The 13,506-nt window shown below is 49.5% G+C and carries 9 protein-coding genes; 5 read left to right on the forward strand and 4 right to left on the reverse strand.

Features of this window, described 5'->3' with window-relative positions; translation table 11 throughout:
* Positions 1–160: 160 nt before the first annotated feature.
* From PHH59_RS00740 to PHH59_RS00755, 4 genes are all read right to left on the reverse strand, one after another.
* Positions 161–892 (reverse strand): hypothetical protein, encoded by a 732-nt coding sequence (locus PHH59_RS00740; RefSeq protein ID WP_300009682.1) that lies wholly within the window; start codon positions 890–892, stop codon positions 161–163.
* Positions 893–1,064: 172 nt separating this feature from the next.
* On the reverse strand, positions 1,065–2,423 hold the full coding sequence (locus PHH59_RS00745) for a cytochrome C (RefSeq protein WP_300009685.1): 1,359 nt from the start codon (positions 2,421–2,423) through the stop codon (positions 1,065–1,067).
* A 202-nt stretch (positions 2,424–2,625) separates the two neighbouring features.
* Entirely contained in the window at positions 2,626–3,084 is a 459-nt protein-coding gene (locus PHH59_RS00750; protein ID WP_300010029.1) for a hypothetical protein, read from the reverse strand.
* Entirely contained in the window at positions 3,084–4,127 is a 1,044-nt protein-coding gene (locus PHH59_RS00755) for a hypothetical protein (RefSeq protein WP_300009688.1), read from the reverse strand. The genes PHH59_RS00750 and PHH59_RS00755 overlap by 1 nt, the downstream gene beginning before the upstream one ends.
* 29 nt (positions 4,128–4,156) lie before the next feature.
* On the opposite strand from PHH59_RS00755, the gene PHH59_RS00760 reads away from it, so the two are divergent.
* The 5 genes from PHH59_RS00760 to PHH59_RS00780 all read left to right on the forward strand — a co-directional run bounded on the left by PHH59_RS00760 (position 4,157) and on the right by PHH59_RS00780 (position 13,435).
* Positions 4,157–5,929 carry a PAS domain-containing sensor histidine kinase gene (locus tag PHH59_RS00760; protein WP_300009691.1) on the forward strand — a complete coding sequence of 591 codons (1,773 nt, stop codon included), beginning with the start codon at positions 4,157–4,159 and terminating at the stop codon, positions 5,927–5,929.
* A gap of 3 nt (positions 5,930–5,932) precedes the next feature.
* A complete protein-coding gene (locus PHH59_RS00765) occupies positions 5,933–7,300 on the forward strand; it encodes a sigma-54 dependent transcriptional regulator (RefSeq protein WP_300009694.1) in 1,368 nt (455 codons plus the stop codon).
* A gap of 235 nt (positions 7,301–7,535) precedes the next feature.
* Positions 7,536–9,041, forward strand: coding sequence for a DUF1800 domain-containing protein (locus PHH59_RS00770; protein WP_300009698.1), 1,506 nt, complete (start codon positions 7,536–7,538; stop codon positions 9,039–9,041).
* Positions 9,042–9,050: 9 nt separating this feature from the next.
* Positions 9,051–10,241, forward strand: coding sequence for a DUF1501 domain-containing protein (locus PHH59_RS00775; RefSeq protein WP_300009700.1), 1,191 nt, complete (start codon positions 9,051–9,053; stop codon positions 10,239–10,241).
* A 587-nt stretch (positions 10,242–10,828) separates the two neighbouring features.
* Entirely contained in the window at positions 10,829–13,435 is a 2,607-nt protein-coding gene (locus PHH59_RS00780; RefSeq protein WP_300009702.1) for a glycosyltransferase, read from the forward strand.
* Positions 13,436–13,506: the final 71 nt, after the last annotated feature.

Below are 13,506 nucleotides of genomic sequence, written 5' to 3' on the forward strand. Positions count from 1 at the left end.
CAACTAGACAAAACCTCCCATTCCGCAACATCCCGTTTTTCACCAGCGGCAGGCAAATATCCGCTTAACGATTAAACTGAGGATATTTCGATGAGGAAAGCGGGTTGTTTATAACACATCATTGCTGAGGGAGAACCATTTGACAAATAGCACCAGCCCCCTATCCAGGTTTTCTGGAAAAAAACCACATCTGATAAACGCTAAGTAAAATCTGTAGCCCCATTGATAAGCCCATTAATGCGCCACTGATGACCACCACATAAGCAAAAGACGGCGTGGATTTGGTAATAAACCAAGACACCACATCCAGCAACATCGCCGCAAACGGAATGACCACGGCAACACGCTTGACATAAACGCTAAGCTCACACAGCAAAAAGATTTTGCCGATAAAAAATAGGATAAAAGCAATACCAAACAAATGGATATGCGACACCCGCACAAGGGTCGGGATAGTCGCGCCACCGCCGTGGGCAACTTCCGCTACGCCCTTGTAATTAGTCAAGTCCGGCAACGAAGGGTTGACGCTAGGCGTGTGGCAGATAATGCAGTCGCGGTTTAGGATAGGGGCGACCTTGTCATTATAGCCGGACTCTTCCGCTCCCGACCTGATCCATTCCAAAATCACCGCCTGGTCGGAGGCATATCTCAGATTTGGTTTCATAATACCCATGACCGCCGTACCTAAACGGGTTTGGGTCGTAGAACCGTGATAACTGATGACGACATCTTCAATGGAAAGACCCGCCTTACCGTCCAGCCCTTGATGGGTGTAATAAAGATTGGCCAGGGCGGCCAAATATCCAAGCCCGATGGTGAGCAGGAACACGGTGTTTAAAATGCGTTCACTGACGGAAATGTCTTTAAAGCGTCTGAAGCGTTCGGGTTTCATAAAGATGACAGGAGTGGAAGGTTGGCAGTTTCGGGATAATGGTTATTGGCTTTGATACGGCTTTATACGGGATGCTCCATGAAGCAGGCAAACCTGTTGGAGACGGGATACATTTAATATTATGGCTACGAAACGGGCTAGGTCCGTTCCGTAGCGTTTCTAGCGGCGTGGTTTAAAACGCCAACCAGCCGTTCAGCATAAAGGTATTGTTACCATTGACAAATTGCGTTGCACCATCAAATTGCGAATAGCCAATATACTGCAAGCTGGTGCGTAAGTTAAGCCAAGGCGCCCAGGTCGAACCGGATTTGCCAAACGGCACATAAACCAATTCGGCAGTGTAGTATTCACTATTCGGTTTAAAAGAGACCGAATCGGGGTAAACATTGCCATTACGCGAACCGTAAAGCTTGTTATAAGCAAAAGTCACACCGTAAGTTTGGTCAAACGTGTACGCGGCATTGAATTTGTAAGTATCTAAATCGGTGTTGCCAGTACCGCCACTGCGGCTGACCGAGAGGCTTTGATTTTCGTGGATGAACGTGGTTTTCACTTCAAAGATATGTTTGGGATTTGCCATGTATTGGTAGGTGGCGTCAAACGCAATATCAGTGTAATGGTCAGCCCCGTTGCCGGCATCACCCAAGGTGTTCGGCAACAATACATCCGCGCTCATGCCGTAATGGCCTATGGCAAAAAAATGGCCTTTCGTGTCATATTGCAAGGCAGTACGCCAATAAGGTGCCGGACCGTCCAGTTTGATATAGCCACCCGGAGTCGCGCCTGCCAACGCGCCTTGCAGATTATTTGAGAAGGAGTCATAAGCCCCCGCTTCCAAATACACCAAGTTGTTAATCATAGTGTAGGCGGTCGCGCCACCAACTTGTGAGGTTCCCAGTCCACCATCAATTAACGCGGCGGTCGCTACGCCGGGCTGTAGTGCAGAACCATTGTAAGGGAAGCCCCAGGCTGAGGTGGTGTTCCACAAATCTTGCACGGTCGGGCTGTTATTTAACGAAATCCCATAAGTTATAGGCGTATCGACCAATTCAGTTTGGTCAGCATAACGAATATCCGCGTTATCCCATGCTACACCATCGGCATAGCCATCATAAGTGAACTGGCTAAATGCACCGACTTTGCCGTAAACCTTTCCGGCATAAAACAAAGACGCCTGATCAAAGGTAAAGTTATCGTTTTTGTTGTAACCTGATTGATCAAAATTGGCGGGGTCTTGATCTTTGTCCGTATGCGTCAGAGAGCCTTCAATCATGGCACTGATAGGCGGGAGCTTGGCATCGGCGCCACCGCCACTCAGGGTATAACCACCCAACTTAAAGCCACGACCAAAAGGCGTCAGGTTAGGACCGAACGATTGGGTATGGCACTGGCTACAGGCTGCGCCGGTTTGCCTGGTAAAACTGGGCACCGCTTGGGCATCTGAACTGCTAAATAGAACGATAGAAGTCAGCGTTGCCGATAAAGCTAAAAGAAAAGCTGACGGGTAAAAGGGTTTAACAAAAAATTGCATAGTGACACCTGATAATTGAATGGATGTAATTATTTTAAGCAAAAATTGCACCATATTAACAAGGTTATATAAAAAGCTATTACCAATGGTTTTTCGATGACTAACTCATAAATAAAACACAAGTCTGCAAAAAACGTATGGCTTTAAGAAAATATCCAACCATTCTTGCGGGATTGGGTGAAAATCATACCCAATCCGATCATTAAGCCCCCGTATTACAATAAAGTTTTAGGTCGTACTTAGTTGTGACCTTAAAGACCACTTTGACACGCCCATCTAAATGGCAAGGCAGGATATAGCCGATGGCGCCACGCGTACCGGCTACGAAACGCAACATCGCTTCTTCGGAAGCCACCACATAAGGCGGGGCAATACCCTGAAAGTATTGCTCATTCCAGTATGGCTCCAAAGCTTCTGGAGGAAGATTAAACAGCGTTCGGGAAAAAGCCAACCTGATCGGATCATCCGCGTTCAAATTGAGCGGAATCCAACCACCCCCTGCTTCGTTCAGCAAGGTTTTACGCAAAAAGATGTTTTTTACCCGCTTGCTGCTGAAGTTCTTAAACGATGTATCATGCCCAGTGATTACCAGAATATCATCAGCCCTGGCCTGCGATGACAGCATGACTAACAGCAGGGTTAAAATTCGTACATTCATCATCAAAAAAACATGGAAATGGACGTAAAAAAACCGCTGGGAGCCACCAGGCCATTTTGTGAACCAAACCGATATTCGGCCTTAAACACTAATGGTACATAGGGGCGCCACGCCAAACCAGCGACACCAACATGCGTGTCCAAATCGATAAAATGATGCGTACCGATCAGGTATTCATAACGCGCAATGCCAAAAAGATGTTCGGTCAACGGCGCAATGCCTTGAACAAACAAACCTTTTTCCTGCCCTTGGCTATCGCCGGCATGACGGTAAATCGCTTCTGCCGCGACTTCGTAACCATCTTTTTTCCACAGAAAATCCACGCCCAACAAATCATTGCGATCAGCTTTGGGAGCAATTTCGTTGTTAAAATCAATAAAAGACAAGCCTATTTGCGCCGTTTCAGACAGATCGAAATTGACACGCCCACCAAATCCCGTGTCAAAACCGGATGTGCCACTATCGAAGACATTCAAACGACCAGAATGATCTGAATAAACCGACATATCCAGATTCCGTTCATTAAACTGCCACCGCTGGGTCAACATAACGCCGTTAATGTGCGGGCTAAACAGCATTTCGTCAGTGACCAACGGGCGGGTGCTGGTCCAGATGAGCGGCGCGGCGTGGATAACGTTCCAGCGGCCTATCGGGGTCAGGAATTTTCCGAACCGCACCGTCGCCGCCTCCGTTGCCAACAAGTCGACATACAAACGTTCCGCCCTTAAGGCGTGGGCAAAGCTATCAGAATTCCGGGTAGACTGCCAATCATCGACTTCAACTTCAGAAAAAAAACGCACCCGCTGATGTGGAGACCACGTCAGAAACAAGCTCAATTCATCCAGTTTGAGCTGATTGGCTTTTTTTTCAGGATATTGGTATGAGACATTGATGTATCCACCCAAATTGAAATCGGCATCCGGCCAACTGATTCCGCGCCCCCAATGGTAGGATGGCGGTATACTGGTGTCCGCCCAACTGCAACACCACATGCTTTGCCCCAACGCCAGCAACAGCGTGATTCCTGATTGTAAACGCCTAGACATAGTGTATTTGAGCCACCTAGAGGGAACGAATGACAATTCGCTATACTTTATTGATGTCATATTTGCTGATTAGTCTAGCATCGGCCTTGCTGATTACATTAATGATTTCCGTCCATCTCCGCGAAATCCTGCGCTTGGAAATTGACAATAAACTCAAATCCCAGGCCACTACGATTATGCAACAAATTGACACATCCTTATTTGAGCGATTCGAAAACATGGCGCTCTGGAGCCAGTTGGAGGTGATGCAAGAGATTCGTGTCAGGGATGTCGATAAACGCCTGTCACACTTCCTCAACGGATTGCACAGCGGTTATGGTGGCATTTATGAGCAGATTTTTGCCGTCAACCAACAAGACGAGGCCATTTCCGCCAGCGACATGAAAATGCTTGGTCAAGTGTATCCGCATACCCAACCCTGGCTCAGCATCTCCCATAAGCAGCACACCCATTCGCTACAATATCTGGATACGCCAACGACACAGCTCTATTTTTCGATTGCCATCCCTGATGCCTTTAAATCTGGTGAACTAGGCCGCCTGTATGCCAGATTTAACTGGAAAGAAATTGTCAGGTTGCTGGACGCGCCGCTGCCCTTCAGCTCTAAAGACTCACCCACTTATGCTTTGCTGGTCGATGGCAGCGGTCAAATCATTGCAACCTCGTCCACGCTCAATGATAGAAAACTGCAATTTGCCCGCTTGCCGGACATCTTGCAGCAAATGACCGCCAGCACTGGCCCCCTGGTGAGCACCATTGATTTCCTGAAGAATGAAGAAGCCTTGGTCGGCTACGCCAATTCCCAAGGTTACCGCACGTTTAGTGGCTTTGGCTGGCATGTGTTGATTCTACAACCCAGCAAAAACGCATTGACGCCGGTTTGGAACTTGTGGGTGGCGATACTGGTGTTTTTAGGCCTGACTTTATTGCTAGGTGTCGCCGTTTCTTTTTGGATGTCGGCAAGAATAGCAAGGCCGATTGTACAGTTGGCGCAATTTACCCGTGACTTTATGCAGGGCAAACCCGTCATTCCGCCGTTAGTAAAATCCAGCCGGGAAATTACCGAATTAAGCACCCAGTTTTCGCTGATGATGATCCATCTTGAACGCTCACACCAAGATTTGGAGCGCGTCGCCAAACTCGCGGTGATTGGCGAAATGGCGGCGAGCATGGCGCATGAAGTCAGGACACCGCTGGGGATTTTGCGCTCCTCCGCACAAATTCTGCAACGCGAACCCCAACTGAGCGACATCGGCCGGGAAATGACCGAATTCATCCTCAGCGAAACCCAACGCTTGAACGGCTTGGTGGCGACGATGCTGGAATGTGCCAAACCCAGGCCGCCCCAGTTCGCCCGGCACGATGCCCATGAAATCATCGGACACACGTTGGAGCTTTTGCAAAACCATGCCCAAACGCGGCATGTCCAAATCACTACGCAATTGTATGCCAAAAATTCACAGCTTGAATGTGATAAAGATCACATCATCCAAGTGTTTTTAAATTTACTATTAAACGCTATACAACACGTCAAAGAAGGCGGGCATGTCGAAGTGGGCAGTATCGCCCACGGCCAAACCTTGGAATTTTGTGTCCGCGATGACGGTGCGGGCATTAGCGGCGCCAACAAAAGCAAAGTCTTCGATCCCTTTTTTACCCAACGTCAAGATGGCATAGGCCTGGGCCTGACCGTTGTCCAGCAAATCGTGCTGGCGCATCAGGGCAAAATATTTATCACCGACAGCCCTTATGGCGGCGCGTGTTTCCATGTCATTCTGCCGATTATCCATCAGGAACCTTAAGCAATGCCCAAACAAACCATTCTGGTCGTCGATGACGAACCGAAAATGCGCCGCTTATTGGAAATCATGCTGACGCAAATGGAATACTGCGTTTTGCAGGCGGCGGACGGGCGCGAAGCGTTTGATATTCTCAGCGAGTGCACCGCCGATTTGGTGATCACCGATTTACGGATGCCAAATCTGGACGGTATCGCCTTGCTACGGCAATTGCGCGAAAACAATAACGACATTCCGGTCATTGTCGTCACGGCCTATGGCACGGTAGAAAGTGCGGTGGATGCGATGAAATATGGCGCGAGCGATTATATCGTGCGGCCTTTTGAACTGGACGCCGTGGAAGCGGCGGTGCAACGGGCCTTAAGACTGGGCAAGGTGCAGCGCGAAAACCGCTACCTGCGCCAACAAGTCGAACAAGGCTGGCACGGCTTTATCGGCACCAGCCCGGTCATGCAGCAAATTTACACGCAAATCCAGCAAGTCGCGGCGACCAAAACCAGTGTGCTGATCCAAGGCGAAACGGGCACCGGCAAAGAACTGGTGGCACGGGCGATACACAATGCGTCCAACCGTGCCAAATCGCTGTTTGTGTCCATCAATTGTGCGGCGATTCCGGCTGACATTTTAGAAAGCGAATTGTTTGGCTATAGCAAAGGGGCGTTTACCGGCGCAAACAAGGAACGCATCGGCAAATTTGAACTGGCTGATGGCGGTACGCTGTTTCTCGACGAAATCACCGAAATGGATTTTAATTTGCAGGCCAAATTATTGCGGGTGCTACAGGAACGCACCCTGGAACGCCTGGGCAGCAACCGCACTATCGCCGTGGACGTGCGCGTGATAGCCGCCTCCAACCGCAACCCACGGCAGGCGATTGTTGACCAGAAATTGCGCGAAGATTTGTTCTACCGCCTGAACGTGTTCACCATCTCCTTGCCACGCTTACGCGAGCGGCGCGAGGATATCCTGCCGCTGGCGCATTATTTTCTGGAAAAACACGCCCGCGATTTTGGTTTTGGTTGTAACGGTATCGAAGCGGATGCCGAAGCCTGCCTGATAGCTTATCAATGGCCCGGCAATGTCCGTGAGCTGGAAAACATGATGGAACGCGCCATCGTTATGAGTAGCGGCAAAACCATCGGCATCGGGCATTTGCCCAGTGATGTCCTTTACGATGCCTTACCTACCCAAGCCCCCTTACCTGACCAACTAGAAACCGGCTGCGGCACAGGAATGATCCAGCAAGTTGAACAATTGGAAAAACAATTGATCCAACAGGCTTTGATAAAAACCGGCGATAATAAGGCAAAAGCCGCGCAATTATTAGAAATTAGCGAACGCTCCTTATGGTACAAAATTAAAAAATATTTTTGACTTGGCTGCATTAAACCAGTTTAAAATCGATAATCCTAAAAACCACAGCCAGTCCACGACCCGCAGAGCGCGAAGCGAAAAGCACGAAAAAAATCAGAATGTTGTGTTGACCTAGCTATCCACCCTTTGGGTGACGGCCTACAGTTCTGTCTCTCTTTGAAAATTTTCGTGCTTTTCGTGGATGAAATGATTTTTCTAGGATAATTAAGCACTAAACCCATTCAATGAGGTGATTATGATAAAGCTGTTAAAAATACTCGGATTGCTTGCGTGTTATCTCCCTGCCCTCCTTTTTGCAGCTCCGCTGTCCGGCGAAGACATCAAATGGCTTAACCGCGTGACTTACGGTATCGACAACGTCACATTAAATGCTTATGTCACTGAAGGCAGGGCGGGATACCTGAAAAGGCAATTGGACAACCGCGTCGATGACCGCCTGCCCGCCAGGGTTGCAGAGTTGATAGGCGGGATGCGTATTTCCACCGAACCCGTAAAAATGACGGTATCCGCTTTTCAGGAAGCACACAAACGCTTGAAAAGTTTACCCGTTGAGCAACGGAACGAGCTGAAAAAAGCAACCAACCAACCGCTCAACCAACGTATCAATGAAACCATGCAACGGCATCTGCTCAGGGCCATGTATTCGCCAGCGCAAATTAAAGAGCAATTGGTCTGGTTTTGGTTTAATCATTTCAATGTCTCTAAAGATAAAGGGGCATTGAATAAGATACTGGTGTCCGACTATGAAGAACGCGCCATACGGCCCTATGTGCTCGGCAAATTCCGCGATTTGCTGATGGCGACCTTACGCCATCCTGCCATGTTGGTTTATTTGGACAATGTCCAAAATGCCAACGGCAAAATTAACGAAAACTATGCCCGCGAACTGATGGAACTGCACACCCTGGGCGTCGATGGAGGCTACTCGCAACAAGATGTGCAGGAATTGGCGCGTATCCTGACTGGCGCGGGCATGAATTGGACGGACAACTATCCTAGGTTGAACGCCAAACTCGAAACCTATTACCTGCATGACGGCGGGTTTGAATTTAATCCTAAACGCCATGATTTCGGCGAGAAACTTTTTCTCGGCAAAAAAATTGCCGGCAACGGGTTTGCCGAAATTGAACAAGTGGTCGATATGTTGGCGCGCCATCCATCGACAGCACGGTTTATCAGCACTAAGCTGGCGATGTTTTTTGTTGCCGATGTGCCGCCGCCGGATTTGGTCGGACGTATGGGCAAAGCTTTTCTGGCTAGCGATGGTGACATCTCCGCCACCTTGCGCGTCTTGTTCGATTCCAAAGAATTTATCGCATCGCTAGGCAGCAAGGCCAAAGACCCCTTGCATTATATCGTCTCGGCCCTACGTTTTGCCTACGAGGACCGCCCCATTTCGGATATGCTCCCGGCCATCCATTGGCTGATCAACTTGGGCGAACCCTTGTATAGCCATCCCACCCCGGATGGCTACGGCATGAACGAAAAAGACTGGCTAAGCCCTGAGCAATTGACCCGACGTTTTGAAATCGCCAAAATCATCGCTAGCGGCAAAGCCAAATTGACCGGCGGTGACGTAGACCCCAAAACGCTGGTCACGCCGGTATTGGCAAACAAATTGTCTTATCAGGCATTGGAGCCTAGTTTGTCGGTACAAACCAAAAACGCCCTGGCAAAATCGGTGTCCCAGCCAGAATGGAACACCTTTTTCCTGTCATCGCCAGAATTTCTTTACCGCTAGGAGACCCTCATGAACCGTCGATTATTTCTACAATCATTAGCGGCGGCAAGCGGGATGCTGGCCTTTCGTTCCAATTTTTGGGCCGCCCCCGCTAGCGATGCACGTTTTTTACTGGTGTTTTTGCGTGGCGGCTACGATGCCGCCAATATTTTAATCCCCCATAGCAGCGATTTTTATTATCAGGTACGTCCGCAAATCGCCATAGCCAAACCTGATCCTGCCAACATCCATGCCGCCCTGCCGATTAATGCCGATTGGGGTTTGCATCCGGCCTTAAAAACCAGTGTATGGCCTTTGTTTCAACAAGGCCAAGCCGCGTTTATCCCCTTTGCCGGTACTGACGATTTATCGCGCAGCCATTTTGAAACCCAGGACAGCATTGCGTTTGGCCAACCCTTAACCGGGCCCAAAGACTACCGCTCCGGCTTTTTGAACCGCTTAGCCGGTGTGTTGTCCGGCCGCCATGCCGTTAGCTTCACCGATGATTTGCCAATCATTTGCAAGGGGGAGGCGACAATTCCCAATATTTCCCTTAAAAAACACGGCAAACCTGTGTTTGCCGGACGGCAGGCAGATATTTTGTCGGAAATGTATAAAGGTCGTGCCCTCAACACCTATGTCCAAGAAGGCATGGAATTGCGTGCGGAAGTCGCCCAGGATTTAGAACAGGAAATGATCCAGGCCAACCGTGGCGCCATCCCATCCAAAGGCTTTGAAGACGAAGCCCAACGCATGGCGCATTTGATGCGTGATAAATTCAACATCGGTTTTGTCGATATTGGCGGCTGGGACACCCATCTTAACGAAGGCGGCGCAGAAGGCCAGCTTGCCAATAAAATCGGCAGCCTGGGAAATGGCCTGGCGGCCTTCGCCACGGCGATGGGGCCATTGTGGCAAAAAACCACCGTGCTGGTCATCTCCGAATTTGGCCGGACATTTCGGGAAAATGGCAATCGCGGCACTGACCACGGTCATGGCACAGTGTACTGGGTACTGGGCGGCGGCATCAAAGGCAAACGCGTGGTCGGTGAACAACTGCGCGTCGAACAGAAAAACTTGTTTCAAGACCGCGACTATCAGGTATTGAACGAGTACCGCAACATTATGGGCGGATTATTCCAAGCCCAATTTGGCTTGTCCGCCAAGCAAGTGCAAACCGTGTTTCCGAACACCAAACCTGTGCAGTTGGGCTTGTTGTAAGGGTTTTGTTAAAAATTGATGTGACGCATCTGTCCACGAAAGACACGAAAAAGAGTCACTGACGCCATCGTGGGCGGATAAACCGCAACTTGAAATGACTCCCACTTAAGGAATGTGCATAAAATAATTTCCGCACCGGCTTGTCAGACCTGTCAGGTTTTGAAAACCTGACAGGTCTTGATCCGCGAATTTATTCCATGCACATTCCTAACCTTTTTCCGCTTTGCAAGCCCTCATAAACAAGTTGTGGTTTCTTTCCGGGCCGATTTTATGGCAACAAATTATGCCCGGTTTATGCCCGGAGGATACCCTGCCCAAGAAACCGAAAACTTGACCATTCAAAACCTAATAAATGATCAGGTTTTTTCGTATTTTTCGTGGATAGCAATTCAGGAACAATGGCTTAACGATTTTATAAATTTCAACTACTTAAATTTGTTATCAACTATTTCTAACCCGCCTTCGCGGCAGTTTAAATAATTTCTTGCCGGCCTTGTATCCCGTGTAAAATAGTTCCAGAAATGTCCTAAAATGATTTCCACTGGTTTCAAAAATCCTCAATAAAACAAACACTTTCACATCCCCTGATGAAAACAAAAATAGTTACTGTATTGGCACTCACCTTGCTGGTCATGATCAATTTCAGCATTTGGAGCTTTGTCAACAACCCCTTGCAATTACAGACGTGGACAAAAACCACGATGGGCTTGACTTACGATCCCACCCGCAAAACGGATGATCCCCGTGACAATATCTTTATTAAAGAAGAAGATATTGACAAAGATTTGGCCTTGTTGGAGAACAAAGTCCACGCCATCCGTACTTACAGTATGTTGCGGGGCCAAAACAAGATCCCCGAAATCGCCGCCAAACACAATTTGAACGTGACGATGGGCGCGTGGATAGACGGCAATCTGGAAAAGAACCGCCAGGAGCTGGAAACCCTGATTAACGTCAGCCGCCAGAACAACCCCAAAATCATCCGCGTCATGGTCGGCAACGAGGTCATGTTGCGGGCCGATATTCCTGAAGATGCGTTGATTGAATATATCCGCGAAGTTAAAAAACGTAACTGGCGTCCGGTCAGCACCTCCGAAACCTGGGCCCAATGGCTGAAACATCCCAAATTGGCTGCGGAAGTCGATTTTATCGCCGTACATATCCTGCCGTATTGGGAAGGCATCGCCGCCGAGGATGCGGTGGACTATATTTTTGACCGCTATCATGAGGTACAAAAAGCCTATCCCGACAAGCCCGTCATCATCACCGAATTGGGTTGGCCTTCCGATGGCCAACCCGCCCGCCACGCCACGGCATCGGTGTCCAACCAAGCTAAAGTCTTGCGCGAATTCTTAAACCGCGCCGACCAGGAAAAAGTCACTTATTACATTGTTGAAGCCTTTGACCAACCGTGGAAACAATCCATCGAAGGTTCGGCAGGCGCTTATTGGGGTGTTTTCAATGCCGACCGGCAAGCGAAATATCCTATGGACGGCGATGTCCTGACCTTGCCAAGCTGGGGCAACTGGGCAATGGCGGCGGCGATATTGAGTGCGGCGTTGATGGCCTTGTTCTTGTTGACCCGCCGGAGCATGAAATTACCCGGCATGGTGTTTTTTGGCCTGATCACCAACTTGGCGGTATCGACTATTTTCTGGTCGCTGTCGATAGGCGCACAACAATACCAAACGCCGCTGACCATCCTGTTCTGGGTGGTGTTGATTTTGATGCAAATACTCGCGGCGATTATTTTGCTGATCGAATCACTGGAAATTGCCGAGATTATCTGGCACCGCAAAACCGCCCGCACCTTCCAGCCGCTCACGCCATCGCCGGAATTTAAGTATCCCAAAGTCTCCCTGCATTTGCCCATCCATAACGAACCGCCGATGATGGTGCGCAAGACCTTGGAAGCCTTGGCAAAAGTCGATTATCCCAATCTGGAAGTGCTGGTGATGGACAACAACACCAAAGACCCTGCCGTTTGGGAACCCGTTAGAGATGATTGTGAACGGCTGGGGTCGATGTTCCGGTTCTTCCATTTGGAAAATTGGCCCGGCTTTAAGGCGGGGGCGATCAACCATGCGTTGGAGCAAACCGCCGCCGATGCGGAAATCATCGCCGTCATCGACAGCGATTATATTTTGTCGCCGGATTGGCTGAACTGCATGGTGCCGTATTTTGATAATGAAAACGTCGGTTTCGTGCAATCGCCGCAAGATTACCGCGACCGCCAGCAAAGCACATTCAAAGACATTTGCTACTGGGAATATGCCGGATTCTTCAACATCGGCATGGTGCAGCGCAACGAGTACAACGCCATCATCCAACATGGCACGATGACCATGATCCGCAAATCGGCGTTGCTGGAAGTCGGGCGTTGGTCGGAATGGTGTATTTGTGAGGACAGCGAATTGGGTCTGCGCCTGTATGAAGCCGGTTATGATTCGGTTTACGTCAAAGATTCGTTCGGTCGCGGCCTGATGCCGGACACTTTCTCCGGTTATATGACGCAACGTTTCCGCTGGGTGTATGGCGCGATGCAAATCATCAAAGCCCATTGGCGCAGTTTCTTGCCAACCAAAAAATCCCCGCTCACCGCCGCGCAACGTTATTATTTTGTTGCGGGTTGGTTACCGTGGTTTTCGGATGCGTTGGCCTTGGTGTTCACCGTCACCAGTTTGCTGCTGACCGCGATCATCGTCTACGATCCCATCCACAGTGAATTGCCGATCAACGCCTTCTTGCTGCCCACTATCGGCCTGTTCACGTTCAAAGTCTTGCGCGGGCTGTGGTTGTACCAGGCGCGTGTCCCGTGTTCGTTCTGGCAATCTTTGGGTGCGGCTTTGACCGGTTTATCGCTGACCCATACCGTCGCCAAAGGCACTTGGCAAGGCTTGCTCACGTCCGGCAAGCCATTCATGCGCACCCCCAAGTATGAAAAACAAGGCCCCTTGTTCGCCGGCATGATGGTCATCAGGCAGGAAGTGATTTTGCTGCTGTTTTTGGGCCTGGCGATTTTCGCTATGGCTTCGCTGGAGCACTTTGACAATCTCAGCGGACGGTTGTGGATTTCGATCCTGTCGGTACAAGCCGTGCCATATCTTGCCACCCTGGCGACATTGTTGATCAGCATCGCCCCCCATTATGGTAAAAATGCCAAATTGGCTGAAGAGCTGGACGAAGAGGTGTGATTTAATGCCTTCGGCTTGGTGAAACGTTGGGGCAAGTTTTACAAACAGGCGTGGAACGGGCTTAAAAACCC

Origin of the sequence: Methylovulum sp. (assembly GCF_028687615.1) — a bacterium.
Classification (GTDB): Bacteria; Pseudomonadota; Gammaproteobacteria; order Methylococcales; family Methylomonadaceae; genus Methylovulum.

Excerpts from the sequence above, each read along its gene's own strand:
- PHH59_RS00765 (WP_300009694.1), top strand. The coding sequence starts at position 5,933 with ATGCCCAAACAAACCATTCTGGTCGTCGATGACGAACCGAAAATGCGC.
- PHH59_RS00745 (WP_300009685.1), bottom strand. The coding sequence starts at position 2,423 with ATGCAATTTTTTGTTAAACCCTTTTACCCGTCAGCTTTTCTTTTAGCT.
- PHH59_RS00780 (WP_300009702.1), top strand. The coding sequence starts at position 10,829 with ATGAAAACAAAAATAGTTACTGTATTGGCACTCACCTTGCTGGTCATG.
- PHH59_RS00775 (WP_300009700.1), top strand. The coding sequence starts at position 9,051 with ATGAACCGTCGATTATTTCTACAATCATTAGCGGCGGCAAGCGGGATG.
- PHH59_RS00770 (WP_300009698.1), top strand. The coding sequence starts at position 7,536 with ATGATAAAGCTGTTAAAAATACTCGGATTGCTTGCGTGTTATCTCCCT.
- PHH59_RS00760 (WP_300009691.1), top strand. The coding sequence starts at position 4,157 with ATGACAATTCGCTATACTTTATTGATGTCATATTTGCTGATTAGTCTA.
- PHH59_RS00755 (WP_300009688.1), bottom strand. The coding sequence starts at position 4,127 with ATGTCTAGGCGTTTACAATCAGGAATCACGCTGTTGCTGGCGTTGGGG.
- PHH59_RS00740 (WP_300009682.1), bottom strand. The coding sequence starts at position 892 with ATGAAACCCGAACGCTTCAGACGCTTTAAAGACATTTCCGTCAGTGAA.
- PHH59_RS00750 (WP_300010029.1), bottom strand. The coding sequence starts at position 3,084 with ATGATGAATGTACGAATTTTAACCCTGCTGTTAGTCATGCTGTCATCG.